The sequence below is a fragment of the Stenotrophomonas sp. 109824_Sma genome, from assembly GCF_056480025.1.
The window spans coordinates 4,251,287-4,277,167 of record NZ_CM151078.1 but is presented as its reverse complement, the minus strand read 5'-3'; the positions used below and the strand labels follow the sequence as shown (position 1 = coordinate 4,277,167).

Annotated in this window: 25 protein-coding genes; 11 read left to right on the top strand and 14 right to left on the bottom strand. The window is 68.0% G+C overall.

The window, feature by feature from the left end; translation table 11 throughout:
• Window positions 1-4: 4 nt before the first annotated feature.
• From accB to ACZK1G_RS20050, 4 genes are all read right to left on the bottom strand, one after another.
• Window positions 5-484 (bottom strand): acetyl-CoA carboxylase biotin carboxyl carrier protein, encoded by a 480-nt coding sequence (accB, locus tag ACZK1G_RS20065; protein ID WP_049443248.1) that lies wholly within the window; start codon window positions 482-484, stop codon window positions 5-7.
• A 53-nt stretch (window positions 485-537) separates the two neighbouring features.
• Window positions 538-957, bottom strand: a complete 420-nt coding sequence (locus ACZK1G_RS20060) for a lysozyme inhibitor LprI family protein (protein WP_049443320.1) — start codon at window positions 955-957, stop codon at window positions 538-540.
• A gap of 2 nt (window positions 958-959) precedes the next feature.
• Window positions 960-1,409, bottom strand: coding sequence for a type II 3-dehydroquinate dehydratase (gene aroQ, locus ACZK1G_RS20055; protein WP_014038684.1), 450 nt, complete (start codon window positions 1,407-1,409; stop codon window positions 960-962).
• Window positions 1,410-1,760: 351 nt separating this feature from the next.
• Window positions 1,761-2,489, bottom strand: a complete 729-nt coding sequence (locus ACZK1G_RS20050; RefSeq protein WP_049443249.1) for a DOPA 4,5-dioxygenase family protein — start codon at window positions 2,487-2,489, stop codon at window positions 1,761-1,763.
• Between the two features lie 166 nt (window positions 2,490-2,655).
• Between ACZK1G_RS20050 and ACZK1G_RS20045 the strand changes: the two genes are divergently transcribed.
• Window positions 2,656-3,483: an isocitrate lyase/PEP mutase family protein gene (locus ACZK1G_RS20045; protein WP_049443250.1), complete on the top strand. Its 828-nt coding sequence runs from the start codon at window positions 2,656-2,658 to the stop codon at window positions 3,481-3,483.
• Between the two features lie 73 nt (window positions 3,484-3,556).
• Here the strand turns inward: ACZK1G_RS20045 and ACZK1G_RS20040 are convergent, their stop codons facing one another.
• A complete protein-coding gene (locus ACZK1G_RS20040) occupies window positions 3,557-4,090 on the bottom strand; it encodes a hypothetical protein (RefSeq protein WP_101766173.1) in 534 nt (177 codons plus the stop codon).
• Between the two features lie 126 nt (window positions 4,091-4,216).
• On the opposite strand from ACZK1G_RS20040, the gene ACZK1G_RS20035 reads away from it, so the two are divergent.
• Together ACZK1G_RS20035 and ACZK1G_RS20030 are read left to right on the top strand one after the other, a co-directional pair.
• Window positions 4,217-4,813, top strand: coding sequence for an NAD(P)H-dependent oxidoreductase (locus ACZK1G_RS20035; RefSeq protein WP_101766172.1), 597 nt, complete (start codon window positions 4,217-4,219; stop codon window positions 4,811-4,813).
• Window positions 4,814-4,829: 16 nt separating this feature from the next.
• Complete coding sequence (locus tag ACZK1G_RS20030; protein WP_101766171.1) at window positions 4,830-5,423, top strand: TetR/AcrR family transcriptional regulator; 594 nt, start codon at window positions 4,830-4,832, stop codon at window positions 5,421-5,423.
• Window positions 5,424-5,428: 5 nt separating this feature from the next.
• On the opposite strand, the gene ACZK1G_RS20025 is transcribed toward ACZK1G_RS20030, so the two are convergent.
• Window positions 5,429-6,223: a D-alanyl-D-alanine carboxypeptidase family protein gene (locus ACZK1G_RS20025; RefSeq protein ID WP_101766170.1), complete on the bottom strand. Its 795-nt coding sequence runs from the start codon at window positions 6,221-6,223 to the stop codon at window positions 5,429-5,431.
• A gap of 118 nt (window positions 6,224-6,341) precedes the next feature.
• Here ACZK1G_RS20025 and ACZK1G_RS20020 point away from each other — a divergent pair, with 118 nt between their 5' ends.
• On the top strand, window positions 6,342-7,895 hold the full coding sequence (locus ACZK1G_RS20020; RefSeq protein WP_101766169.1) for an alkaline phosphatase: 1,554 nt from the start codon (window positions 6,342-6,344) through the stop codon (window positions 7,893-7,895).
• Window positions 7,896-7,937: 42 nt separating this feature from the next.
• The gene (locus ACZK1G_RS20015; RefSeq protein ID WP_101766168.1) at window positions 7,938-8,504 is read left to right on the top strand and encodes a GIY-YIG nuclease family protein; all 567 of its coding nucleotides are present in this window, start codon (window positions 7,938-7,940) and stop codon (window positions 8,502-8,504) included.
• 7 nt (window positions 8,505-8,511) lie between these two features.
• Here ACZK1G_RS20015 and ACZK1G_RS20010 read toward each other — a convergent pair whose 3' ends face one another.
• A complete protein-coding gene (locus ACZK1G_RS20010; protein ID WP_182474401.1) occupies window positions 8,512-8,655 on the bottom strand; it encodes a hypothetical protein in 144 nt (47 codons plus the stop codon).
• A 98-nt stretch (window positions 8,656-8,753) separates the two neighbouring features.
• Here ACZK1G_RS20010 and ACZK1G_RS20005 point away from each other — a divergent pair, with 98 nt between their 5' ends.
• Window positions 8,754-9,653: a LysR substrate-binding domain-containing protein gene (locus ACZK1G_RS20005; RefSeq protein ID WP_101766167.1), complete on the top strand. Its 900-nt coding sequence runs from the start codon at window positions 8,754-8,756 to the stop codon at window positions 9,651-9,653.
• 34 nt (window positions 9,654-9,687) lie between these two features.
• On the opposite strand, the gene ACZK1G_RS20000 is transcribed toward ACZK1G_RS20005, so the two are convergent.
• Window positions 9,688-10,404: a transporter substrate-binding domain-containing protein gene (locus tag ACZK1G_RS20000; protein ID WP_101766166.1), complete on the bottom strand. Its 717-nt coding sequence runs from the start codon at window positions 10,402-10,404 to the stop codon at window positions 9,688-9,690.
• An 82-nt stretch (window positions 10,405-10,486) separates the two neighbouring features.
• On the opposite strand from ACZK1G_RS20000, the gene ACZK1G_RS19995 reads away from it, so the two are divergent.
• Complete coding sequence (locus ACZK1G_RS19995) at window positions 10,487-10,858, top strand: VOC family protein (protein ID WP_101766165.1); 372 nt, start codon at window positions 10,487-10,489, stop codon at window positions 10,856-10,858.
• A 64-nt stretch (window positions 10,859-10,922) separates the two neighbouring features.
• Here ACZK1G_RS19995 and ACZK1G_RS19990 read toward each other — a convergent pair whose 3' ends face one another.
• Window positions 10,923-11,765 (bottom strand): arylamine N-acetyltransferase family protein, encoded by an 843-nt coding sequence (locus ACZK1G_RS19990; RefSeq protein WP_101766164.1) that lies wholly within the window; start codon window positions 11,763-11,765, stop codon window positions 10,923-10,925.
• Between the two features lie 202 nt (window positions 11,766-11,967).
• Between ACZK1G_RS19990 and ACZK1G_RS19985 the strand changes: the two genes are divergently transcribed.
• Entirely contained in the window at window positions 11,968-14,505 is a 2,538-nt protein-coding gene (locus ACZK1G_RS19985) for a methyl-accepting chemotaxis protein (protein WP_101766163.1), read from the top strand.
• A 46-nt stretch (window positions 14,506-14,551) separates the two neighbouring features.
• On the opposite strand, the gene ACZK1G_RS19980 is transcribed toward ACZK1G_RS19985, so the two are convergent.
• The 5 genes from ACZK1G_RS19980 to ACZK1G_RS19960 form a co-directional block, all read right to left on the bottom strand.
• Window positions 14,552-17,074 (bottom strand): PepSY domain-containing protein, encoded by a 2,523-nt coding sequence (locus ACZK1G_RS19980; RefSeq protein WP_101766162.1) that lies wholly within the window; start codon window positions 17,072-17,074, stop codon window positions 14,552-14,554.
• A 533-nt stretch (window positions 17,075-17,607) separates the two neighbouring features.
• On the bottom strand, window positions 17,608-18,171 hold the full coding sequence (locus tag ACZK1G_RS19975; RefSeq protein ID WP_101766161.1) for a TlpA family protein disulfide reductase: 564 nt from the start codon (window positions 18,169-18,171) through the stop codon (window positions 17,608-17,610).
• Window positions 18,168-20,549 carry a protein-disulfide reductase DsbD family protein gene (locus ACZK1G_RS19970; RefSeq protein WP_101766160.1) on the bottom strand — a complete coding sequence of 794 codons (2,382 nt, stop codon included), beginning with the start codon at window positions 20,547-20,549 and terminating at the stop codon, window positions 18,168-18,170. Before ACZK1G_RS19970 ends, ACZK1G_RS19975 begins: the two co-directional genes overlap by 4 nt.
• On the bottom strand, window positions 20,546-20,884 hold the full coding sequence (gene cutA / locus ACZK1G_RS19965) for a divalent-cation tolerance protein CutA (protein WP_014648595.1): 339 nt from the start codon (window positions 20,882-20,884) through the stop codon (window positions 20,546-20,548). The genes ACZK1G_RS19970 and cutA overlap by 4 nt, the downstream gene beginning before the upstream one ends.
• A 68-nt stretch (window positions 20,885-20,952) precedes the next feature.
• Window positions 20,953-22,743: an endonuclease gene (locus ACZK1G_RS19960; RefSeq protein ID WP_049443265.1), complete on the bottom strand. Its 1,791-nt coding sequence runs from the start codon at window positions 22,741-22,743 to the stop codon at window positions 20,953-20,955.
• 358 nt (window positions 22,744-23,101) lie between these two features.
• Here ACZK1G_RS19960 and ACZK1G_RS19955 point away from each other — a divergent pair, with 358 nt between their 5' ends.
• The 3 genes from ACZK1G_RS19955 to ACZK1G_RS19945 all read left to right on the top strand — a co-directional run bounded on the left by ACZK1G_RS19955 (window position 23,102) and on the right by ACZK1G_RS19945 (window position 25,864).
• Window positions 23,102-23,389: a co-chaperone GroES gene (locus tag ACZK1G_RS19955; RefSeq protein ID WP_006396661.1), complete on the top strand. Its 288-nt coding sequence runs from the start codon at window positions 23,102-23,104 to the stop codon at window positions 23,387-23,389.
• 81 nt (window positions 23,390-23,470) lie between these two features.
• The gene (groL, locus tag ACZK1G_RS19950; RefSeq protein ID WP_014038666.1) at window positions 23,471-25,120 is read left to right on the top strand and encodes a chaperonin GroEL; all 1,650 of its coding nucleotides are present in this window, start codon (window positions 23,471-23,473) and stop codon (window positions 25,118-25,120) included.
• A 132-nt stretch (window positions 25,121-25,252) separates the two neighbouring features.
• Window positions 25,253-25,864, top strand: coding sequence for a DUF6445 family protein (locus ACZK1G_RS19945; protein ID WP_014038665.1), 612 nt, complete (start codon window positions 25,253-25,255; stop codon window positions 25,862-25,864).
• Window positions 25,865-25,881 lie beyond the last annotated feature (17 nt).

Genomic DNA, 25,881 nt, shown 5'->3' with positions numbered 1-25,881 from the left:
CCCCTCAGCCGATCACGAACAGCGGCTGGTCGAATTCCACCGGCTGGCCGTTCTCGCCGAGGATGGCGACGATGGTGCCGGACTTGTCGGCTTCGATCGGGTTGAACATCTTCATCGCTTCGATGATGGCCAGGGTTTCGCCTTCCTTGACCTGCTGGCCAACGGTGACGAAGGCCGGCTTGTCCGGGGCGGACGAGGCGTAGAAGGTGCCGACCATCGGCGAGCGCAGCACGTGGCCTTCCGGCAGCGCCGGGCCCGGCTTGGCGGTGCCGCCGGTGGAGGCTTCGGTCGGCGACTGCATCGGCATCGCCTGCGGCGCCGGAGCGGCCGGAGCGGCATACACCGGGGCCGCAATCGGGGCGGCATAGCCGGCCACCGGGGCGCGCGACAGGCGCACCGACTCTTCGCCTTCCTTGATTTCGATTTCAGCCAGGTTCGACTCTTCCAGCAGGTCGATCAGCTTCTTGATTTTGCGGAGATCCATGGTGGCCTCTTTGCTCGTGATGTCAGTGTGGTGGGAAGCGCATCGCGCTCGGGTCAAAGCAGTTCGTAGAACTCGCGCAGCTGCCGCGTACGGTCGCGCGCGAGGGTGGTCAGGCAGCGCATCTGTGCGCCGTTGCGTGCCGTGCCATCGGAATTGAGGGCATAGACCGCGTTGCAGTCGTGGTCGCGCAGCTGGATCCAGGCACGCTGGGCCAGTACCAGCTCCTGCTCGGCATCGCCGCAATAGCTGCAGGTGCCACCGCGGGCCGGGGTACGCAGCTGGCGACGCGCCTGTGCATAGACGGTATTGAGTTCGGCATCAGCGGCGGCGGCCACGTCCGAGGCGCACAGGTCGCTCTCCATCGTGGTACCCGGATGGGCGCAGTCGATGCCTTCGTCCTTGCGGTCGAACGCGGCGGCGGCACCGTAGATGCCGGCCCACGCCACAACGCCGGCGAGCACGCGCGGCAGCATCTTCACGCGCTGGCCGCCTGCACGCGCAGCAGTGCCGCGTCCATCGCGTAGCGGTAGCTGTCGGCACCGAAGCCGCATACCACGCCCACGGCCTTGTCACTGAAGTAGCTGTGCTGGCGGAACGGCTCGCGGGTATGCGGGTTGGACAGGTGGATCTCGATGAACGGCACCGCCACCGCCGCCAGCGCATCGCGCAGGGCCACCGAGGTGTGGGTGAAGGCGGCGGGGTTGATCAGGATGAAAGCGGTTCCGTCACTGCGCGCGGCCTGCACGCGGTCCACCAGCACATGCTCGGCGTTGGACTGCAGGCTGTCCACGGTGTGCCCGGCGGCCGATGCCTGGGCAGCCAGGGCCTGGTCGATGTCGGCCAGCGTGGTGTGGCCGTAGACCTCCGGCTCGCGGGTGCCGAGCAGGTTGAGGTTGGGGCCGTGCAGGACCAGCAGCTTCGCCATGGGATCCGGAAGACGGGAAAGGGCGGCAGTCTGGCGGAACCGGCGGATGCTGTCCAGTTCGGCGAAGTTTGCAGCGTTTCAATCGATCGTTTGAAATCTGCCGGAGTGCTTGTGGCCGTATGGCGGGCGCTGGATCAAGGCGCGCTGAACGTGGTGCTGGCCGGGGATGCTGGCACGTAGGCCGACGATGCCGGCAAGGCTGGGCGCTGACCGATGCCGCAATGGGCCGTGATGCGGCGGATCCACGCCATGCGTGGATGAAGGAAGTTCGGTGCGCAGCAAGCTACGCACCCACCGAGGGGCAGCCCGAGGCGCGCTGCACGCCACCCACCGCCCCCGCCACGCACCCGCTCAGGTCTCCAGCGGCACTGTCGGCACCACGTTCGGGAACACCTCCTCCAGCGGCTCCCGTTCCCCCGGCTTCGGCGTCGGCCAGTTGTAGGCGTTCACCGGCTGCGCGCGATTCACCCATAACGCGTAATACAGATGGTCGGCGCGGCCATCACCGGTGTTGGGGTGGATCAGGATGGTCAGCCCCAGGCTGTTGAGCTGCAGCCAGGGCACCAGCACCGGCAGCAGGTCGTTGGTGAAGCCGAAATAGAACGAGGGAGTGACGTGCGGTCCGCGCGGCTCAAGGTTCCAGTTGCCCAGCTCGACCGGGAAGCGCTCGGCGGCCCAGCGCCGCAGCAGCGCGGCCTTCTCGAAGCTGTCCTCGTCGAAGTAGATATGCGCGTGGTAGCTCTTGATGGCGGTGTAGGCGCGTGGCCGGGTGGGCAGCGTGGCCTCGCCGGGGCGCACGCTGGCCGGGCGCGGGGTCGGTTCGCTGGCGGTGGCCTGGCCCCAGGGGCTGCGGCCCTCCGGCGCCGGCGGGATGATGGTGCGGAAGCCAGGGCGCCCGGGTTCGGTGGTGTTCACCGTGCTGTCGCTGCGCGCGGCTGCGGTGGCGGTCGACGCGCTGGCCAGCCCACCGGCGGCCAGTCCGGCCGAGGCGATCAGGCGACGCCGTGCGGGCGAGAGCAGGTCGGCCCAGTGGGCGTCATCGTCGCCGGCGTCGATGAGGGTCGGCGGGTCCGGGTGCATGAAGGGCTCCGTGGCGGCATTGTGTGGGCAGGCAAGCACGCTCGGGCACCTGCATCCACAGCGTCCAATAAGCAGGCGGCATCACCTCATGCACGGCTGCCTTCATCGCCATTGAGCGCGACCGGGCGGCGGGCTAGGGTGCAGGTCTGCCGCCCCGGAGCCCGCCATGACCTCGTCCGATGCCGATACCCAACGCAAGCGCGCGGCCTTCCGCCAGCTGCATGCAGCAGGGTGCTTCGTCCTGCCCAATCCGTGGGACGTGGGCAGTGCACGCTACCTGCAGCGGCAGGGCTTCCAGGCACTGGCCACGACCAGTGCCGGCTGCGCCTGGAGTGAAGGGCGGCCGGATGGGGCGGTTTCGCTGCAGGCCACGCTGGAACATCTGCGGCTGATGGCGGCAGCGACACCGCTGCCGTTGAACGCCGATTTCGGTGATGGCTTCGGCGCCACGCCACAGGCAGTGGGGGAGGCGGTGGCGGCGGCGATCGATACCGGCATCGCGGCGTTGTCGATCGAGGATGCCAGTGGCGTAGCTGATGCGCCGCTGCGGCCGATCGGGCAGGCGGTCGAGCGACTGCGCGCGGCACGTGCGGCCATCGACCACGCGGGTGGCGATGTGCTGCTGGTCGGGCGGGCCGAGAACTTCTTCGTCGGCGTGCCGGATCTGCAGGACACCCTGCAGCGCCTGCGCGCCTACGCCGAGGCCGGCGCCGATGTGCTGTATGCACCGGGCATCAGCACGCGTGAACAGATCAGCGCGGTGGTCGCCGCTGCGGGGCCGAAGCCGGTGAACCTGCTGGTCGGTGGACCGACACCGCTGAGCCTGCAGGACATCGCCGCACTCGGCGTGCGCCGGGTCAGCCTGGGCGGTGCGCTGGCGCGTGCGGCGTGGGGTGGGCTGATGCAGGCGACCCAGCCGATCGCGCAGGACGGCCGCTTCGATGGCCTGCAGCAGGCGGCCTCGGGTGCGGCGTTGAACGCGCTGTTCCGTTGACGGAAACCCCGGTGCGGACTCTGGCCAGCAGGGACAGTGGATCCACGCCATGCGTGGATGGATGCGCCTACGCCTACAGCGCTTCCGTCTCACTCTCCGGCAGGACCACGCCCGGTTCCAGGTCGGGCAGCAGCTGCTGCAACAGCCCGGGGTTGTCCGGCAGCGCGGCGCCATCCAGATAGCGCCATTGCGTGGTACCGACGCTCCGCACAGCGACCATGAATGACGTGCTGCGCATCGGCGCCTCGCGCACGCGCAGCAGCGACTGGCGCGGTACGAAGCAGACTTCCTCGTCACCGGCCGCATAGGTGCGGCCTGGCACGCCCGCCTCGTCGCTGATGATGGTGACGCCGGCCTTGCGCAGCGCCTTCACCGTGTCGCGGGTCGCCCGCGCAAAGGCCTCGTCGCCGCCAGCCAGCTGCTTCAGGCTGGGATGGGTGCGCGCGATGATCAGCTCGGTATCGCCCCGGGCGAAGGCGTCCATCATCGCCTGCACCTCCTTGCGCAATGCAGCCGAGTCTTCCGGACTGAGTTCACCGGCCAGCGCTGGCGCAACGGCCATTGCCATGGGCAGGGCCAGCAGAAGGGCAAGCAGATATCGGTGCATCGTCGGGTATCTCAGCGGGAACCGCCGCACTATACGGTGGATGCGGAAACAGCGTCCCACGCATGGTGCTGGTATCCCGGGCGTCACTACTTACTATTGGTAGTTAGTGAATTCCGGACATCCCCCATGCACACCCTCATCGTTACCGCCCATCCTGAATCCGCCGCGTTGACCCATGCCATCGCCAGGTGCATCGGCGAAGCCATCATCGCGTCGGACGCCGCCAACCGCGTGACCCACGCCGATCTGATGGCCGAAGGCTTCGATCCGCGCTTCAACATGCAGGACCACGCGCTGTTCCGTGGCACCGGCGCAACGCCGGCCGACGTCGCCGCCGAGCAGGCGCGGCTGGAGGCTGCCGACACGTTGGTACTGGTCTACCCGTTGTACTGGTGGTCGTTCCCCGCGCTGCTGAAGGGCTGGATCGATCGTGTGTTCACCCAGGGCTGGGCCTACCAGGACGGTGCCGATGGCAAGGTGCAGAAAAAGCTGCAGCGGTTGCGCGTGCACCTGGTCGGCATCGGCGGGGCCGGCGCGGACATGATCGAACGGCGCGGCTACGGTGCGGCGATGAAGACCCAGATCGACATGGGCATCTTCGACTACTGCGGCGCGCGCGTGCTGTCGTCCGACCTGCTGCTGGACGCCGATTCCGGTACAGCCGAAGCGCATCTGCAGACCGCGCTGGCGATCGGCCGTAAAATCGGTACTCCGATGCGCTGACCGCCGTGCTCCACCGATGCCTGCCAACGCCGCACCCACGCGCCGCCGATTGACCCGTGAGCAACGCGCCCGCCAGTTGCTGGACGTGGCCTGGGCGCTGGTCGGCGACGAAGGTACCGATGCGCTGACGCTGGGGCGGCTGGCCGAGGCTGCGGGTGTGACCAAGCCGGTGGCCTACGATCACTTCGTGACCCGCAATGGGCTGCTGGCCGCGCTCTACGATGACTACGACGGTCGCCAGACGATGGTCTTCAACGAGCGCATCGGCCGCGCCCGGGCGCAGTTGGCCGATCGTGCGGCGGCAATCGCCTCCGGCTACATCGACTGCATCCTCAGCCAGGGCAGCGAAGTGCAGGGCATCCTTGCCGCGCTGGTCGGTGCACCCGAACTGCGCGAGGTGAGGCGGCGCTACCAGCAGGATTTCATCGACAACTGCGACATCTGGCTGGGCCCATTTGCGGCCGACGGCACGGTGCCACTGGCCGGGTGCTGGGCGATTCTCGGTGCGGCCGAGGCCCTGTCCGAAGCCGTGGCAGCAGGCGCGCTGGACAAGGCCGACGCCGAGGCCGAGCTGCAGCGCTTGATCGTGGCGACGGTCAAGCGGCGCTGAGCCGCTCAGGCGTCGGCGGTGTTGCCGGCCAGCGCTGTGAACCCGGCGGCCAGACGCTCGCGCACAAGGGCATCGCGTGCGTCACGGCTTTCAGAACCCAGCACCACGGTGATCAGGCGTACCGGCTGATCCCGCCCGGGCACTGACCGGCATGCGGTGGCGGCCAGGCAGAAGCCTGCTGCCTGGGTGTAGCCGGTCTTCAATCCATCCACGCCGTTTTCGCCAAGCAGGGCGTTCTGGTTGCTGCGGCTGAAGCTGCCATGCGCGAACGCGCGCTGCGCGGTGATTGCCAGTATCTGCGGATGGTCATTCAGCAGGCAGGCGGCGAGTACCGCCATGTCGCGCGCGCTGGAGGCATGGTGCGCGGTGGTGATGCCGGACACGCTGGCGAACCACGTGCTGCGCAGGCCGAGCTGGCGCGCGTGCCGGTTCATGCGGTCCAGGAATGCGGGTTGTGATCCGTCCAGATGGCGCGCGATGGCCAGCGCCGCATCATTGCCGGAGACGATCATCAACCCTTCCAGCAGGCGTGCCAGGCTGACCGTTTCGCCGGGCGCCAGGCCCATGCGCGTTTCATCCTCGGCCACCGCATGCACATCTTCGGCAGCGATGGTGACCACTTCGTCCCACGCACGACCGTTCTCTTCGACGCATTCGTAAGCGGCGTAGGCGGTCATCAGCTTGGTCAGCGAGGCCGGTTGCCGCGCGATGTCCGCGTTGTGCTGGTGGATCACCGCGAAGGTTGCCGCATCGAGGGTGATCGAGGACAACGGCGCGCGTGCAGGAGCAGGAGACGGCATGGATGCGGTGATGGAGGAAGGCCTGCAGGATAGCCCGCGGCGGCTGCATGAAGCTGCAATATTGAAACGATATAACGTACCGTTATTGTGGGCCGCCGCTGGCCCGACGGGATCTCCGATGACTGCACGCATGCCACGCCGCTGGCTCCATTCCTCGCTGCTGCTTGCGCTGGCCGCGCTGGGTGGCTGCCAGCCCAACCTGCGCGCCGATGCTGTTCCCACCGCCGCAGCGCGCCCGCACAACGTGATCGTGATGATCAATGACGGTGCCGGATGGGGCACCTGGGACGCCGCCGCCTACTGGCAATACGGCAGCCGCGAAGGCGCGCCATATGCGGATTTCCCGCAGCGTCTGGCGGTCACCACCTTCCCGTTGAACGTCAGCAGCCAGCCGACCCGCGACAACGCACAGACCCTGGGCTACGACGCGGGCAAGGCCTGGGACAGCGAACCGGTGCCGGCGCAGGACCTGCCGTTCGTCGGCTACCAGTACCTGGCGGCAGTCGCGACCGACAGTGCTGCGGCCGGTACGGCGTTGTCCTCTGGCATCAAGACCTACAACAACGCCATCAACTTCAACAACGATGGCAATCCGGTCGAGTTCAATACGCTGCGCGCCAAGCGCCTGGGCATGGCGACCGGCGTGGTGACCTCGGTGCCGTTCGCGCATGCAACGCCGGCGGCGTTCGCGGCGCAGAACGAATCGCGCAACAACTATCACGCGATTGCGCACCAGATGCTGGCGCAGGGCCACATGGACCTGGTGATGGGCACCGGCGGTCCCGGCTACAGCGTTGATGGTCACGCCTGTGACGAGGGGGCCGGCTCGGCGAAGGCCGAGGGCTGCGCGAACCCGTGGGAATGGGTCTCCCCGCAGGATTGGCAGCAGCTGGAAGCGGGCAGCACCATTGCCGGCAATCCGGCGGGGCCGTGGCGCCTGATCCGCAGCAAGGAAGAGTTCACTGCATTGGCGCAGGGTCGGTTGCCGGCCGACCGGCCGCTGATCGGCGTGCCGCGCGTGGCCAATACGCTCCAGCAGGCGCGCCAGCTGCAGGTGCTGGACAAGGATGCGGCCACGCCTTCCGGTGTGAGGAAGATCGACAGCGTGCCCGATCTTGCGACCATGACGCGTGGCGCGCTGCGGTTCCTGCAGCAGCGTTCGGCCAAGGGCCTGTTCCTGATGGTGGAAGGCGGTGCCACCGACTGGGCCGCGCACACCAGCGCCTGCGGCACCGAATGGCACTACGGCCAATGCAGCGACCAGCCGCAGTACGGCCGCCTGATCGAGGAAACCGTGGAGTTCAACGACGCAGTGGCAGCAGTGGTTGAATGGATCGAGCGCAACGGCGGTTGGGAGCGCAACCTGCTGATCGTCACCACTGACCATGACAACAGCATGCCGATGGGCCCGGATGCACAGAACGTTGCCTTCGCGCCGGTACGCAACAACGGCCGTGGACGCATGCCGGGGATGAGCTTCCGGCCCACCGGCAACCACTCCAATGCGCTGGTGCCGCTGTGGGCCAAGGGCGCAGGTGCGGAGCTGCTTGGAAAGCGCGTACGGGGCGTCGATGCCGGTTACCGCCAGCACGTGCGCTGGAATGACGGCAGCTACATCGACAACACCGACGTGGCTGCGGCGGTGCAGGAGGCACTGCAGCGTCCACGGTAACGCCCGGTTGCACCCGGGCTGTCGTCGAGGCAGCCTGCGCACATGCAGTCGGATATCCGCATCGACGGTCGTGTCTTCGCCTACGTCTTCCCCTGTGCGTGGGAAGACTACGCGAAGATCGGTTTCTCGCGTGATCCGCTCGGACGCATCAGCGCATTGCACCGGCGTTGGTTCGAGTTCTTCGATCTCGACGCCGGTGCACTGGTGGAAGCGGAAAGCGAGCGCGATGCAAGAGATCTGGAACTGCAGCTGCGTTCGCCGTTCAAGGCGCACCGCGCGCCGGCGCCGATGACGGTCCAGGACAAGGCTGGGGGGCGCACCGAATGGGTACGTGGTGCCAACCAGGCTTTGTCGCTTGCGATTGCCGCGTTGGGCGAACAAGGCTATCGCTGTTATCCATTGAAGGCGTGGCTGCGGGCCGCCCTGCGCCTGCGCCTGGATCGGCTGCACGACTGGGCTGCGGTGCAGCTTCCGGAAGAGGAGGGCCTGCGGATGCCCGGTGGCCCCGGCGAGGGCGTGCTGCGTGACACCCTCGACGGTTGTCGGGCATTGGATATCGATCCGACCCCGTGGCTGCCTGAACACGTCCAGCGCTGGTATGCAGGCTGAGGGGCGCTCAACGGGCTCGCGGCGGCTGAACCGGCGCAGCCGGTTGCCGCGGGCACTGCGGGGCAGGTGTGGACGGGCTGGCAAGCTGCCGTGCCAGCTCGGCGCTGGCCACGTGGCCGTGCAGGAACAACAGGCTGCCGTAGATGTTCATGAGCGTGCCTCCACTTGAGTGGATTGCACGATACGGGCAGCATGGAAGGGCAAAAAGCGACATTTCCGCAAGCATGCCTTGAGAGGAATTCAAGCCTTATGTCCCGTCCGCCCCTTCATGCCCTGCAGGGTTTCGTGGCTGCCGCCCGGCTCGGCAACCTGTCGCGCGCGGCGGCGTCGATGAACCTGACCGTCAGTGCGCTCAGCCATCAGATGCGCCAGCTGGAAGAGCGGCTGGGGCAGCCGTTGCTGGTCCGCCAGCCGCGTGGCGTCACCCTCACGCTGGAGGGGCAGCGCCTGCTCGACCAGGTCGGCCCGCATCTGGATGCGATCAACGAGGCCTTCCAGCCCTATGCCGCACGCGCCGAGCACGTGCTGACGATCAGCGCGGTACCGTCGATGGCGTCGGCGTGGCTGGTGCCGCGGCTGGGGCACTTCGTGGCCGAGCACCCGCAGATCGAGATCAACCTGCAGTCAAGTGAGCGCCTGGTTGATTTCGAGCGGCAGCGCCAGTTCGATGCCGCGCTGCGGCTGGGCAGCGGGCAGTGGCCGGGCCTGGTGGTGGAGCCGCTGTTCGACGAGTGGCTGCTGCCGATGGCCAGCCCGGCGCTGATCGAACGCATGGGAGGGATCGACCGCGTGCCGCTGAACCAGTGGCCGCTGTTGGGGGATCCCGATGGAGCGTGGGGCGCCTGGTTCGCGCTGAGTGGACAGAACCCGCCGCCGCGCTTCGTGGCGGTGCTGGATGATTCGGAGGCGCACCACCGCGCGGCGCTGGACGGGGTAGGCGTGGCGCTGGGACGGGTGACGCGGGCGCGCCTGCTGCTGGATTCCGGCCAACTGGTGGCGCTGTCCAGCCTGCGACTGAAAACCGCCTGGCCGCATTGGCTGGTCTACCCGCAGCGCTCGGCCCGCCATCGTGGCTTCCTCGCGTTCCGCGACTGGCTGCATGCGCAGGCCGCCGAGCACGTGCGGCACATGGCAGACGCACATCTTTAGCGTTGGGCCATGCTCGACTGCGTGTGCGCGGCATTCACCGTACCAACGTAACCGCCTGCCCGGCACGGGCGAAGGCTTCGCCCAGCAACGAGCCTGCCTTGATCGCCTCCACGTCCTCGAACAGCGCCTGCAATGCATCGGCCGGGCGCGAGGCCGGCGCCGCGACCGCCTGCTGGATCGCGGTGAAGCGGTCGGCCAGTACGCGGTGGCCGGGATGGGCCTGTGCCCATGCCGCCAACGGTTGGCGCACGCCGGCGGCGGCATCCAGGCGCTGCTGCTCGAACAGGGTGATCGCCGCCGCCGACGTCTCGGCCCGCTCGATCTTGGCGTGGCGCAGTTCGCGGCTGAGGAACAGGTCGTAGGCCGCGCCACGACCGACCGCGATGCGCAGGCCATCGCGGTCCAGGTCGGCCACCTGCTGCGCAGGGCTGTCCTCGCGCACCAGGTAGGTGCCTTCGATCTCCACATAGGCGGCACTGAAGGCGATGCGGTCGGCACGCGCCGGATCGATGGCCAGGAAGGCCAGGTCCCAGGCATCCTCGCTGGCCGCAGCGACCACCGAGGCCGCTGAGTCGTGGCAGGTGAAGCGTGCCTGCACGCCCATGCGCTGCGCCAATGCCGTGGCCAGTTCCAGCGACGGCCCGCGCGGGGAGCGCGCATCGCCCTGTGCCAGCACCGGGTTGCCCAGGTTGATGGCCACGCGCAGGTAGCCCAGCGGTGCCAGCGCACTACGATGATCGGCCAGGGACATGCAGGACTCCGCGGGGAAAGGGCGCCCCAGCATGCCAGTGCCGCCCTGCAAGGCCGTGTCAGTATCCGGTTATCCTGCGGCGATGAACCCCATCCTGCACGTTGAGATACCGGTCACTGACCTGGTCCGGGCCATCACGTTCTACCAGCAATGGCTGCAGGTGGCGGTGGACGAACCGATCCTGCTGCATGACTGCAGGATGGCGTACCTGCCGTTTGCCGATGAGGCCGCCGGCGCCAGCATGTCGCTGGTGCAGGGTGCGGACTACCGGCCCTCCGAACAGGGCGCGCGCATCTATATCGGCGTCGATGACCTGGATGCCAGCCTCGAGCGTGCGCTGCAGGCAGGGGCCGAGCTGCGCTTCGGCCCGGCCGATGCCGGCGACTGGCGCGTGGCCGAGATCCGCGACAGCGAAGGCAACCGGATCGCATTGCAGGCGCGCGCGGTTCTGTAGCGTCGAGCGATGCTCGACTGACGCGTTCCCCGCGCCGCCAACAGCAGTCGAGCATGGCTCGACGCTACACGTGGGTCGCGGCACGCGAGCGCTGCAGCCAGTCGTTGATCGCCGGATCCAGCCGTGGATCGTCCGGCAACTGCATGCCGAAGCGTTGCTGCAACACTTCGCGCACGTCGCCAACATCATGCAGCGGGCGCTTGTCCGGTGCCTGGCCAGGGCGGTACTCGGTGTAGTTGCCGCTGCCGATGGTGCGTCGCCAGTCCGGCCCGGTCAGTGACGCGCGCAGCTGGCCGGGGAAACTGGAATCGGGATGGGTGCACACGTACCAGTTGCCCACCACGTTGTCGATCGGTGCCGGCGCGTGCAGGTCGAAGCGATACATCGCCCGCCAGCCATCGCTGGACTCGGCGGACAGCACGAAATCCCCCTCGCCGGGCAGGCGCTGCAGCAGGAAGCGCTCGTGAGGCGTGGCCTGCGGCTGTGGATCACGCAGGCGCAGCGGCACGGTCGGGGTCAGGCTGCCGAAACCGGCATCCACCAGCCAGTCATCGCCGTCCACCTGCACGCGCAGCAGCAGGTGGGTCCGTGCGGTCAGTTCGCCGTCCTGGGCGGCCAGCAGCACGCGCGCGCTCAACGGCTGCGCATCGAAGCCCAGCGCCTGCAGCAGCGCCAGCAGGCCGCCATTGAGTTCGAAGCAGTAGCCGCCACGGTGGTCGTCGAGCAGCTTGCGCTGCACGCTGTCCAGGTCGATCGGCACTGCATCGCGCAGCAGGCAGCTGAGGGTTTCGAACGGCAGCAGTGCGTTGTGGCGCTGCTGCAGCAGCGTCAGGCCCGCCAGCGTCAGCGGTGGCGGTGCATCCAGCTGCAGGCGTTGCAGGTAGCGGGGGACATCGAGCGTCGTCATGGGGGCACCGGGCGGGGAGGGAGGTCCACTGTGCTCCCCCAACCGGGGTTGAGGTCAAGCACTGCGCGGGTGTCATCCCCCCGTCGCCTGTGCCGGGTACAAAGGCCGCGTCCGCCAGCAATCGGTGGAACTGCACCAAGAACGCCCTAAAGTTGCTCCATTTCCAGCCGATACAGGTGCGTCCTTCCGCCTGGAGTCTGTCATGTCGGCCGTTGCCCCCCACCTCCGGTCCCTGCGCATGCGGCTTGCCGCGCTGCGCTCGGCGTCCCCCGGCCTGCTGCTGTGGCTGCAGCCGCACCGGCTCAGCGTAGCCAACAAGCTCAAGGCGACCCTGTGGGTCTGTGGCCTGGGCCTGATCGCGATCGCTGCGGTCTACGCCTGGACCGGCCATGCCAGCACGCAGGCGGCACGCAGCCAGGCCAGCTACCAGCACGGCAGCGATCTGGCCGCGAGCCTGGCGACACGGGTGGCCGAGGCGCGTCGTCTGCAGACCCAGTATGCACGCAGTTTCGACGATGCCGACCGCGCGCAGCTGCTGGCGACGCAGAAGGCGCTGCAGGCCGATCTTCAGGCGCTGCGCGCGATGCCGATGGATGCCGGCCGGCGCAAGGCGCTGCAGGCGCTGACCGAAGCTGCCGGTGCATTCTCGCAGGGTGTGGCCGCCCTGTTCGAACGCGTCGATGAGATGGGTCGTGGCGATGCCGGCCTCGCCGCGCAGCTGCAGCAGGCCGCCGACACCCTGCAGGCGCAGGTGGATGCGCTGCAGCGGCCTTCGTTGGCGTTGTCCCTGCAGAAGATGCGCCGACAGGAGGCGCTGCTGCTGCTCGATGGCGATTCCACCCATGCCGACCGTGCGAGCGAAGAGAAACTGCCGTTCGATCTCGCGCTGGTGGGCCTGCCGACCGATGCGCAGGATGCCCTTCGCAACGGCATGGAGGCCTATCAGGTCGCGTTGCTGGGCTATACCGCCGCCCGCGTTGGCCTGGATGTGGAGGCGCAATCGTTGCTGGATACCGCCGCAGGCGTGGCGCCGGCGCTGGCCGCCTTCCAGCAGGCCCAGATGGCGGTGCTGGCCGAGGCACAGGCGCGCCAGCAGGCCGGCACGCGCACCATGAGCGTGCTGTTCGCAGTGACCCTGCTGCTGGTCGCCGGCGTGTTGATCACCAGCCTGGTGCTGGTGCTGCGTGCGGTGCGCCAGCCGATCCAGGACACCCTGCGTTTCGCCAGCGATATCGCCGACGACCGCCTGGATACCACCCTGCGCGTGTACAACGCCAACGACGAGATCGGACAGCTGGCACAGCGCCTGGTCGACATGCAGCAGCGCCTGCGTGCGCGCATCGAGACCGAGCGTGCCGGTGCGCGCGGCAATACCCGCGTGCGCCAGGCGCTGGACAGCGCGCAGACCGGGCTGATGGTGATCGATGCCGAGGGCCAGGTGGCCTACGTCAATCCGGCACTGCTGCAGCAACTCGAACGCCAGCTCGAAGACCTGGTGGGCAGCGATGCAGTGCGCCTGCATCCGGCGTTGGCCAGCCTGGCCGGCGTGCGTCAGCGCGAGGAGCGCGAGATCGGTCATGTCGGTGTGCGCTACCAGCTGATTGCCAACCCCATCATCGACGAAGGGCAGTTCCTCGGCGTAGCGGTGGAATGGCGCAGTCGTGCGCTGGAGACGCTGCTGGAAACCGAAGTGGCTGCCCTGGTCGATGCGGCGGCACACGGTGACCTGCATGGCCGTATCGCGCTGGAGGGCAAGCAGGGCTTCGTGCGCACGTTGTCGACCAGCATCAATCGCCTGCTGGCCACCTTTGAAACCAACCTCGGTGACCTGCAGGCACTGCTCGCTGCACTGGCCCGCGGCGACCTCAGCGTGCGCATGGAGGGGGACCTGCAGGGCGTGTTCGCGCGCATGCGGGACGATGCCAATGCCACCGTCGCGCAGCTGGGCCGCATCGTCACCCGCATCCAGCAGGCCACGTCCAGCCTCGATACCGGTGTCGGTGAGATCGTTGCCGGTCATCACGATCTGTCGCAGCGCACCGAGCAACAGGCCGCCAACCTGGAAGAGACCGCAGCGTCGATGCATGAGCTGACCGACACCGTTGGCCGCAACGCCGATGCCGCCGGTCGCGCCGATGCCCTGGTGCAGGGCGCGGCAGCAGTGGCGCAGCGCGGCGGTGAGGCTGTTGGCCAGGTGGTGGCAACCATGCATGGCATCAGTGAAGCGTCACGGCGGATCGGTGACATCACCCAGCTGATTGATGGCATCGCCTTCCAGACCAACATCCTTGCGCTCAACGCGGCGGTGGAAGCGGCGCGCGCCGGCGAGCAGGGCCGCAGCTTCGCCGTGGTGGCTGCCGAAGTACGCCTGCTGGCGCAGCGCAGTGCCGAGGCGGCCAAGCAGATCAAGGGCCTGATCGAGGATTCGGTGGCGCGCGTCGGGCAGGGCAACCGGCAGGCCGAGCAGGCCGGCACCACGATGGGCGAGATCGTCGGCAGCGTGCAGCAGCTGGCCGACCTGCTGGCTGGCATCCGCAGTGCGTCGCAGGACCAGCATGCCGGCATCGCCCAGGTGAACCAGACCATCGTGCAGATGGAAGCCAGCACCCAGCGCAACGCCAGCCTGGTGGAAGAGGCCGGTGCCTCGACTGCGCAGATGCAGGCGCAGGTACATGCCCTGGCCGAAGCAGTGGGCGCGTTCCGTCTGCAGTCGATACCGCAGGCGCGTGCGGCGGCCTGAAGCTGCCCCGGTAGTGCCGGCCGCTGGCCGGCACCACCCTTGTGGCTCAATACACGTCGCGGCGGTAGCGCCCGTTTTCCAGCAGCGTTTCCACCACTTCATCACCCAGCGCGGTACGCAGCACCTGGTCCACGCCTTCGGCCATGCCCTGCAGCGAGCCGCAGACATGGATCACCGCACCGCGCTGCATCCACCCGCGCAGCGCATCGGTGGCCGCCCGCAGGTAATCCTGCACGTAACTACCCTCGCCATCGCGCGAGAACGCCAGGTCCACCCGTGCAAGATGGCCGGCGACCTGCCAGGCCTCGATCTCGTCGGCGAACAGGAAGTCGTGTGCGCGCTGGCGCTCACCGAACAGCAGCCAGTGCCCGTGCTCGCCTGCGTGGGCGGCTTCGCGCAACAGGCTGCGCAGCCCGGCGATGCCGGTGCCGTTGCCGATCAGCACCATCGGGGCGCCACTGACACGATGGAATCCAGGATTGCGGTGCACACGGGCAACGATGCTGGCACCGATCGGCGCATGCAACGACAGCCAGCCCGAGCCCAGCCCGGCTCGACCGGAGGCGTCATGCACCAGCCGCACCACCAGCTCCACCACGCCATCATCCGTGCAGGAGGCGACCGAATACTCGCGGCTGGGCAGCAGCGGCAGCCCGGCCAGCCACAGGCAGGCATCCTGCACCGCCAGCGCAGCATCGGCCTCGGGCAGCTCGCGTTCGCTGGCCAGCGCCAGCAGCGTGCGCGGATGGCCGTCGACCAGTAGTGGCTGCAGCGGGTCCAGCCCATGTGCCTTCAACACGGCACCGGCATGCCGCGCGTTGTGGCGGGGCGCGATGTGCAGGATGTCACCCGCCTGCCACTGCATGTCGGCCGGTGTGGCAAGACGGATACGCCAGATGGCTCCGCCGATGCTGCCCGGGTTGAGGCGGTCGCGGCCGAGCAGCCGCCACTCATGCATCTGCGTAGCCGCAGGCAGCATGCTGTCATCGGTGGTGATGCCGGTCAGCGCACCCAGCTGCTGCTGCCACTGGCGCAGCGCCGGCACCGAAGCGGCATCGACATCGATGCGCTCGAACAGCGGACGCGCGCCATTGTCGATCAGCCAGCCATCGAACTGGCGGCCGAAGCCGCAGTAATGAGGGTACTGGCGGTCGCCCAGCGCAAGCAGGCCGAACTGCAGGCACGACAGGTCCAGGCGTTGTGCGAGCAGCAGCCGCGCGGCGCGGCGCGCCGCATCCGGCGGCTCGCCATCGCCGAACGTGCTCAGCACCAGCAATGCCTGGGAGGTGGCCTGCAGCTTCGCGGCATCGACGCGGGCCAGCGGCAGCACCTGCACCGCATGACCGGACGCCTGCAGCTGCGCGGCCGCACGCCACGCCAGTTGTTCGCCCAGTCCGCTCTGGCTGGCATGCACCACCAGCCATGGCGAACCACCGCCATCGGTGGTCGTTGTCGGCAGCGACCGGCGCAGCCCTCGCGCCGCACGTTGGCTGCGGCGGCGGTCCAGATACAGCATCCAGCCGGTGATGAAGAACAGGCTCATGCCCAGGCTGCTGAGCATCACCACCACCCGCCCGGGCACACCGAAGTAGCTGCCCGAATGCAGCGCGAACACGCTGGTGGCCAGCTGCCCGCCCGCACCCTGGCGTGCGTACGGACGGGCATCGAGAATCGCGCCGCTGGCCGGATCGAGCTGCAGCAGGTCATGCGCACGATCGTGGTGGCCGCCGCGCTGCGACGGATCGCCGGCCATCACCCGCACGTTCAGCGCCTGCCCCGGCTTCTCCGGCAGACGCAGGTCGATGAAGCCGGTGCGCACGCCGGGCAGTGCGTACAGCGTGGCCTCGATGCGATCCAGGTCCAGTGCCGCGTCGGCGGCCACCTTGTGCTTTGCCGCCGGCGCCACACCCAGCAGCGTGTTGGCCGCGTTGCGGTACCAGTCGAACGACCACCACAGGCCGGTCAGTGCACTCATCAGGTAGATCAGCAGCACCCAGGTGCCGATCACCGAGTGCAGGCTCCACAGGAAGCCACGGCCGCTGCGCGTCCACTCCACCGCCAGCCAGCTGCGCCAGTGCCACCAGCGCCGTGGCCAGCGCAGGTAAAGACCGGACAGGGTGAAGAACAGCAGCGCGATCGCACAGCTGCCGGTGATCCACTTGCCGCGCTCACCGGCGGCGAGGTGGCGATGCAGGTCTTCGACGAAGTCGAAGAACGCCTGCCCGCGCAGGGCGCTGAAGCGCTCGCCGCTGTACGGATCGAAGTACACCCAGTGGTCCTTGCCGCCGGCAAATCGCGCAACCGACGGCCGCTGTCCCGTGGCGTCCACGCGCAGGCGTTGCAGGGGCCGCTCGCTGCCGGCCTGCAGCAACGGCACCAGTTCACTGAGTGCAAGGGGATGCTGGCCGTCCGCATGGTGCTCGGCGATTTCGGCGAAGCCGGGATTGGCCGCGCGCAGCAGCTCGTCCTCGAAGGACAGCACGGCGCCGCTGAGGCCCATCACGGCCAGGACGGCACCGGCGGTGATGCCCAGCAGCCAATGCAGTTGGAACAGGACGTTCTTGAACATCGAAGGAGAGGGGCCCGGGAGGCTGCCGCCCGCATCCTGCGCAACAGCAAATGAGAATTAGTCGCGGAATTCTCCGTGGCGCCCTGCCTGCGGTCAAGCGGAGGGATCGGCCGGGCGGCGCCCGGCACCTGCGGTAGTGGCCGGCCGCTGGCCGGCAACAGCAACAGCAGGTTGCCACTCCACCATGGACAGATTTCCGCGATCTGGTGGAACGGCAGTGGGGTCAGATCCGTTTTCCGCAGGAAAACGGATCTGACCCCGGATTTATTTCGATATCTGACAGATGTGTCGACCAAGGTCGACACCTACCAACAGCTGCGGGAGTCTGTCAGAGGCGGGGCGGTGTGGGTGGTCAGGACCGTTGGCGCCATGGATGGCGCCATCGAGCCCCCATGGATGGGTTTACGGCGTGTCCTGCCCAGCCACACCGCCCCGCCAGGCCATCAGCAATCCGGAGCCGCATTGGCTTTGGCTTTGGCTGTTGCCGTGGCTTGAAGGCCTCTGCAGGTGCAGGGTGCAACCCTGCCGGACCCTCACTTCACCCAGCCGTCGATCTCACCGTGCTCGAACGGCCCCAGCTTCGCCTTCACCAGCCGCCCCTGTGCATCGAACAGCGCGCTGTAGGGCAGCAGGCCCTGCATATTGCCCAACTGCACGCTGGCATCGCGTGGCCCCGGCGTCTCGACCACGATCGGGTAGTCCACCGGCACCCGCAGCAGGAAAGCGCGCACGTCGTCCGGGGTATCGAGCGCAATGCCCAGCACCTGCACGCCGTTGTCGCCCTGGGCATCGGCGAAGCGCGCCAGTTCGGGCATCTCTTCCACACAGGGCGCACACCAGCTGGCCCAGACGTTGATCAGCAGCGGGCGGCCGGCGAAGCGAGCGCGCAGGTCCAGCGGCTGTCCCGCCAGGTCCGGCAGCGTCAGCGCCGGCAAGGGATCACCCACCTGCAGCGGGGGCGTCACGGCCGTCGCCGTGGAAGCCGTCGCTGGCGCGGCCGGTGCAGACGGGCCAGGTGACAATCGATGCCCGGCCCACAGGCCGAGGCCGGCGGCCAGCACCGCTGTCCACAGCAGCGCTGGCCGTTGCCACTTCATCGTGCGGTGCGCAGCAGCGCTTCCTCGACCACCGCCTGGGTCAACAGGGTCGGCAGCACGGTCGGCGGCGCGCCGGGGCCATACACCACGTACAGCGGCACGCCCACGGCCTTGTGCTCTTCCAGGAACGTGGTGATCTGCGGGTCGACATTGGTGTAGTCACCGCGCATGTACACCGCGTTGGTGCGCTTGAGCAGTTCCTTGAACTCCGGCCGCGACAGCACGGCGCGTTCATTGGCCTTGCAGCTCACGCACCAGTCGGCGGTCATGTTGACGAACACCACGCGGTTGTCGGCGCGCAGGCGGTCCAGCAACTGCGGCGAATACTCGACCACGTTCTCGCTGGCCGCCTGTGCGGCCCGTGCCGGCGGTGCCAGCTGGGTCACGCCCCAGGCAGGAACCAGCGCACCAATCGCCAGCAACACGCCGAGCAGTGTCACCGCGCGCGAGCCAGTCCAGCGGTTGCGTTCAAACAGCCACAGGCCGAAGGCGAACAGCAGCAGGCCGCCCAGCACCAGCGCCATGCCGTCCACGCCGCGCTGCTTGCCCAGTACCCACAGCAGCCACAGCGCGGTGGCATACATCGGGAAGGCCAGCACGTGCTTGAGCGTTTCCATCCACGGGCCGGGCTTGGGCAGGCGGCGTGCCAGCGCCGGCACGAAGCCGATCAGCAGGAACGGCAGCGCCAGGCCCAGGCCGAGGAACAGGAACACGGTCATCGCCTTCAGCGGCGGGGCAATGAAGGCATAGGCAATCGCCCCGCCCATGAACGGGCCGACACAGGCGCTGCCGACCAGGCAGGCCAGCGCACCGGTGAAGAAATCACCGGCCGGGCCGCTGCGGCTGGCCAGCGACTGGCCGAGGTTGCCGATGCCACCGCCGAGGGTGAACACGCCCGACAGGCTCAGGCCCACCGCGAACATGATGTACGCCAGCGCCGCCACCACGCCCGGGTGCTGCAGCTGGAAGCCGATGCCGACGGCGTTGCCGATCGCGCGCAGGCCCACCATCAGCGCACCGATCACCGCGAAGGCGACCAGCACGCCCAGCGTGTACCAGAGGGCATGGCTGCGCGCACGCTCGGGGCTTTCGCCACTCTGCGCCAGGCTCAGCACCTTCAGCGACAGGATCGGCAGCACGCAGGGCATCAGGTTCAGCACCAGGCCGCCGGCCAGCGCCAGCAGCAGCACCCAGACGAACGAGCGGTCCGGATTCGGCGTGGTCACCGGTGGCCGCGTGCGCAGGGCGTTGCCATCGCGCGCGTCGGCGGCGAACTCATTGCGTGCGCCCTCACTGCCGCTGGCGGCGGGAGCGGCGCTGCCGTCGTTGGGCACGGTCGGCAGCAGGCGCAGCGGTGCGCCGTTGGCGGATTCACGTGGCGCGCCGGCGGCGCGCAGCGGGCTGATCACCTCGTTGCGTGCTGGCGCCTGGTCAGTGCTGGCGGAGAGCTTGCCCGCCGGAATCGACAGCTTCACCCGGCGGGTCATCGGCGGGTAGCAGATGCCATCGGTCTGGCAGCCCTGGAAGGTCACCACCAGGGTGCTGTCGACCGCATCAGTGACAGTGCGGCGCAGCGGCAGCGGCACTTCCACCTGGTTGAAGTAGACCGAGACATCGCCGAAGTGCTCGTCGCGATGCGATTGCGCGGCTGGCCAGCGCGGCTTGTCGGCCAGCACGCCGGCGCTGCCTTCCAGCTTCAGCGAGGTGCGGTCGCGATACAGGTAATAGCCGGGCGCTGGGCTGAAGCGCAGCAGCAGGGTGTTGCCGTCACTGGCGATGGCATCGAAGCCGAACGCCTGTTCCGACGGCAGCGGCAGGGCCTGGCTGTTGTTGGCCGCGCCCGGCAGGCGCAGGCCACCGCTGTTGCCGGCACCGGCCAGCGGGTTGTTGAACGGGCTGGCCGCACCCGTACGCGCGGCAGGCGGCGCGGACGCCGCACCGGCGCCCGGCAGGGTGACCTGCACCACGCGCTTCTGCGGCGGGTAGCAGACACCGGCATCGGCGCAGCCCTGGTAACGCACTTCCAGGCTGATGGTGCCGGCGGCGTCGGTCGGCGTGCCGGGCAGGGTGGCCTGCAGGCGCTCGCGATAGGTCTCGACCTCGCCGAAGAAATCGTCGTGGTGCCTGTCGCCCTTGGGCATCTGCAGCGCGCCGGCGTTGAAGGCCGGGTCGGCCTTGACGCTGGTGCGGTGGCGATACAGGTAATAGCCCGGTGCGATCTTGAACTGCAGTTGCACCTGGCCCCGTTCGGGGGCACTGGCGGTCAGCGCGAACGCCTGGTCCACCGGCAGCAGGTCCTTCTCATCCAGCGCGAAGGCCGGCAGCGAGAGCCACAACAGGGCGCACAAGGCGGCGCCGCGCGCAAACAGAGTCTTCAATCAGTGTCCTCCCGGGTCTGTGCCCGGATCCAGTCCAGATACGCCGGCAGGCCGGCCCGGGTTTCGACCGCGATGCACTCCGGGAGTTCATACGGATGCAGTGCGACGATCCGGGCAATCGCGTCATCGACGCGGCTCGCGGTGGTTTTCACCAGCAGCTGCAGTTCGGCGTCGGTGGTCACCTCGCCCTGCCAGCGGTAGGTCGACTGCGCGCCATCGAGGCGGGTTACGCACGCCGCCAGGCGCTCGCCGACCAGCGCGTGCGCGATGCGCTCGGCACTGGCCCGGTCCGGGCAGGTGGTCAACAGCAGCAGGACGGGATCGACGGTCGACATGACCGTCGAGTATAGGGCCGCCGCCGGGTCAGGGCCCGGCGGCGGCGGTGGACCGCTGCGTTGCGCGGTCAGTTGGCCAGCTGGCAGGTGGCCGGCTTGGCCGAGGTGAACAGGGCCGGGGTTGCCCACTCGGGGTGGTCGATGAACGGATTGCGGTTGCCCTGGAAGCTGTAGACCACGTCATTGCGCGCACGCTCGGCATCATCCGGCGGATCGGACAGGTGCCAGTCGATCAGGGTCGACAGCAGGCCCATGTAGGCCGGCGAACTGCTGGTCTTGACGATCTTGCTGCGGTCGTCGGTCAGCTCCAGGTCCGGCTCGGACTGGCCGGTGGCCGCATCCTTGCCGCCCTCGTAGCGGATCGCCATGTACATCACCGCACGCGCCATGTCGCCCTTGCGCTTGCCCCACACCTCGAAGGTGCCGGTGTTGCCGTCCGGCGTGCGCACCCAGTTGGAGTTGCCCGGATAGCCACCGCTGCCGCCGCCCTGACCGTTGTTGGCCTCGGTGGCGCGCTCGCCGCAATTGGCGTCGCACTTGCCGAACGGCTTGTTGCCACGGTCGGCGTTCCACTGCGCGTCGGTCAGGTACAGCATGTGGGTGTCGGTGTACGGCGCGTACGGCAGGCCCTTGTCGCCGGTGGTGCTGGCAAAGCCCAGCGAGTTCGGCCAGGTGTGCTCGCGGTTGTACTTCAGGCCACTGCCGCTGCCGGCGCGATCGGTCACCTTGGCGTAGCTGTGGTTGCGATACGCATCCAGGATCCTGCCGGAATTGTTCGGATCCTCGTCGGCGATTTCCAGGATGGTCCAGGTACTGGTGCCCGAGCCACTGTACGGATAGGCGGTGTGGCCCTTGATGGTGGCGTGCAGCGAGCAGCGCAGCTGGCTGGGGCTGCTGGTGTTGACCTTGGAGTAGTAGCCGGCCGGCACGCCCGGGTTGCCCGGGTCCGGATTGCCGCCGGTGCTGGCCACGGTGAAGGCGATGCGGCTGTCGGCGGCCGGGTGCGCGCCCTGCAGGTCGGTGATGCGCGCGGCACGGATATCGAAGCGGCAGGCTTCACCGGCCACCAGCGCGGTGTTGGTGGACAGCTTCACGCTGCGGCCGCTGGCCGGGAAAGTCAGCGGCACGCTGCCGGAGGTGCCGCAGCTCAGGGCGAAGGCGCCACTGGCCAGGTTCACCGTCTCGCTGAACACCACTTCCAGGTCGGCGGCGGCCGGGAAGGTGCTGCTGCCCTGCGCCGGGGTGGTGGTGGAGACCGACGGCGGCGTGTTCGGGCCCGGGGTGCCACCGCCGCTGAAGGTCTGGCCGTTGTTGCAGCTGCCGAACGTCTGCTTGGCCGACTCGGCCCAGGTGAAGTGGGCGTACTGGCTGCCGCTGCCGGTCAGCTGCAGCGAGGTGCCCGGCGCCGTGCTGTTGGTCTCGGCCACCGGGATGTTCTGGCTGGTCATGCCGGCGGCAGGGCCGCCGGAGGCGGTGATGGCGCCCTCGTAGCTGAGGAACTGGACCACCTTGCCGCTGGCATCGACCAGGGCGATGCCGTCGTTGGGGCCGTTCTGGATGCCGTTGGTCGGGTAGTTGACCACGGCGATCGTGGCGCTGCCGCAGCCGGCGGCGCTGCCAGCCGGCACCGGCTTGTTGTCGTACACCACGGCGGCCGAGGCGTTGGCGCCGTTGTACAGGTACAGGCGGTAGCCGGACAGGTCCTCACCGGCGGTGGCCACGACCTCGATCGCTTCGCCGACGTCACCGGCGGCGGTGCTGTCGTCGTAGTGCAGTTCATTGATGAAGACCTCGGCCTGGGCCGGCGCGGCGGCCAGGGCCAGCAGGCAGGCGGCGGCAAGCGGGGACAGCAATCGCATCGACTACTCCTTGTGATTGGGAATGCGCGGCCGAGCCTAAGGCCGATCCAGTGACACTTTGTCGTAAATGAACGTCAGATATCTGACAGTGCGACGCTGGTCACCAAATGTCGAGGGTTTTGGGCACGGGGTTGTCGCGCTGCACCGGCCTGAATGCCTTCACGCAGGGTGGGAATCCGCGCATCCCGGGGCGGCGAAAATTTTTGCTCGCCCGGCCTTGAAAGGTCCGGGCGCAGCTCCATCTCTGTCCTGCTCCCGATTCATCGGGCTTTTTCGCGAGCAATGCTGGCAGTCACCTGGGGTGAGTGCTAACATCGCCAGACTTTTTCAGACCAATCAATAACTTAAGAGGTCTCTCATGAGCATCAAGCCGCTGCACGACCGCGTTGTGGTCAAGCCGATCGAAGCCGACGAAATCTCCGCCGGTGGCATCGTCATTCCGGATTCGGCCAAGGAAAAGTCCACCAAGGGTGAAGTCGTGGCCGTCGGCCCGGGCAAGCCGCTGGACAACGGCAGCGTGCGCGCTCCGTCGCTGAAGGTCGGCGACAAGGTCATCTACGGCCAGTACGCCGGCAGCTCGTACAAGAGCGAAGGCGTCGAGTACAAGGTCCTGCGCGAAGACGACGTGCTCGCCGTCATCGGCTGAGCCCCGGCGCGACCTGTTTCAACCTGATCCCCAAATCCCAGCCGCCGGGCCTCGTCCGGCGCTACCAATGAGGTAAATGCAATGGCTGCCAAGGATATTCGTTTCGGTGAAGACGCCCGTTCGCGCATGGTGCGCGGCGTCAACGTTCTCGCCAATGCCGTCAAGGCCACCCTGGGCCCGAAGGGCCGCAACGTCGTGCTGGAAAAGAGCTTCGGCGCGCCGACCATCACCAAGGACGGCGTCTCCGTCGCCAAGGAAATCGAACTGGCTGACAAGTTCGAGAACATGGGCGCGCAGATGGTGAAGGAAGTTGCTTCGCGCACCAACGATGACGCGGGCGACGGCACCACCACCGCCACCGTGCTGGCCCAGGCCCTGATCCGCGAAGGTGCCAAGGCGGTTGCCGCCGGCATGAACCCGATGGACCTGAAGCGTGGTATCGACAAGGCCGTCGTGGCCGCCGTTGCCGAACTGAAGACCATCTCCAAGCCGACCGCCGACGACAAGGCGATTGCCCAGGTCGGTACCATCTCGGCCAACTCGGACGAGTCGATCGGCCAGATCATCGCCGACGCGATGAAGGAAGTCGGCAAGGAAGGCGTGATCACCGTTGAAGAAGGCTCGGGCCTGGACAACGAGCTGGACGTGGTCAAGGGCATGCAGTTCGACCGCGGCTACCTGTCCCCGTACTTCATCAACAACCAGCAGTCGCAGACCGCTGATCTGGATGACCCGTTCATCCTGCTGCACGACAAGAAGATCTCCAACGTCCGTGACCTGCTGCCGGTGCTGGAAGGCGTCGCCAAGGCCGGCAAGCCGCTGCTGATCGTGGCCGAGGAAGTCGAAGGCGAAGCGCTGGCCACCCTGGTGGTCAACACCATCCGTGGCATCGTCAAGGTCGTGGCCGTCAAGGCTCCGGGCTTCGGCGACCGTCGCAAGGCGATGCTGGAAGACATGGCCGTGCTGACCGGCGGCACCGTGATCTCCGAAGAAGTCGGCCTGTCGCTGGAAAAGGCCACCATCAAGGACCTGGGCCGCGCCAAGAAGGTGCAGGTTTCCAAGGAAAACACCACCATCATCGATGGCGTGGGCGACAAGGCGGCCGTCGATGCACGCGTCGGCCAGATCAAGACCCAGATCCAGGACACCTCCTCCGACTACGATCGCGAGAAGCTGCAGGAACGCGTGGCCAAGCTGGCCGGCGGCGTTGCCGTGATCAAGGTCGGCGCGTCGACCGAAATCGAAATGAAGGAAAAGAAGGATCGCGTCGACGACGCCCTGCACGCCACCCGTGCAGCCGTTGAAGAAGGCGTGGTCCCGGGCGGCGGCGTGGCCCTGGTTCGTGCGGTCACCGCACTGGCCGGCCTGAAGGGTGCCAACGAAGACCAGAACCACGGCATCCAGATCGCCCTGCGCGCGATGGAAGCCCCGCTGCGCGAAATCGTGGCCAACGCCGGCGAAGAGCCGTCGGTCATCATCAACAAGGTCAAGGAAGGCACCGGCAGCTTCGGCTACAACGCCGCCACCGGCGAGTTCGGCGACATGCTGCAGTTCGGCATCCTGGACCCGACCAAGGTGACCCGTTCGGCGCTGCAGAACGCCGCTTCGATTGCTGGCCTGATGATCACCACCGAAGCCATGGTTGCCGAAGCTCCGAAGAAGGACGAGCCGGCCATGGGTGGCGCCGGTGGCATGGGCGGCATGGGTGGCATGGGCGGCATGGACTTCTAAGTCCACGTCCCCGGCGGTCGTTGCCGGCCCTGGTCGGCACGCCTTCCCGATGCAAGGAAGAACCCCGCCGCGAGGCGGGGTTTTTCGTTGCCCGGTTGCTGCCGCCGCAGCGCATCGCTACGCTCGGTGGCCATGCCTACCTCGTTCATCATCGTTGACGACTTCCTTTCTCCTGCCGATGCGCAGGGGTTGCGCCAGGCGGCGCTGGGCCTGACCTATCCCGTGCAGGAGGGCGCGTTTCCCGGCCGCAATTCGCAGCAGCGGCTGGATCTGGATGGACTGTCCGGCGCGGTCTCGCGGCTGGTCAACGAACCGCTGCGGCCGGTCAACCCGCTGCAGTCGCACGGCAAGTTCCGGATCACCCTGGCCGGTGATACCGGCCGCGCCAAGGTGCACGCCGACCACTCGCACTGGTCGGGCATCCTCTACCTGAGTGCACCGGAGCACTGCGAGGGCGGCACCGAGTTCTTCCGCCACCGCCGCACCGGCACCGAGCGCATGGCCCTGGATGCAGCGGAGCTGGCCGCATTAGGCTATGCCAACGGCGGCGACATGCATCGCGACATCATCGAGCGCGACAGCAACGACGACAGCCAGTGGGAAATGACCATGCGCATCCCGATGCGCTTCAACCGGCTGGTGCTGCTGCGCCCCTGGTTCTGGCACACCGCCGGGCCCGCGTTCGGCGACTGCCTGGAGAATGGCCGGCTGGTGTACCTGATGTTCTTCGAACAGGCGCGATAAGCGGGGCAGCCATCCAC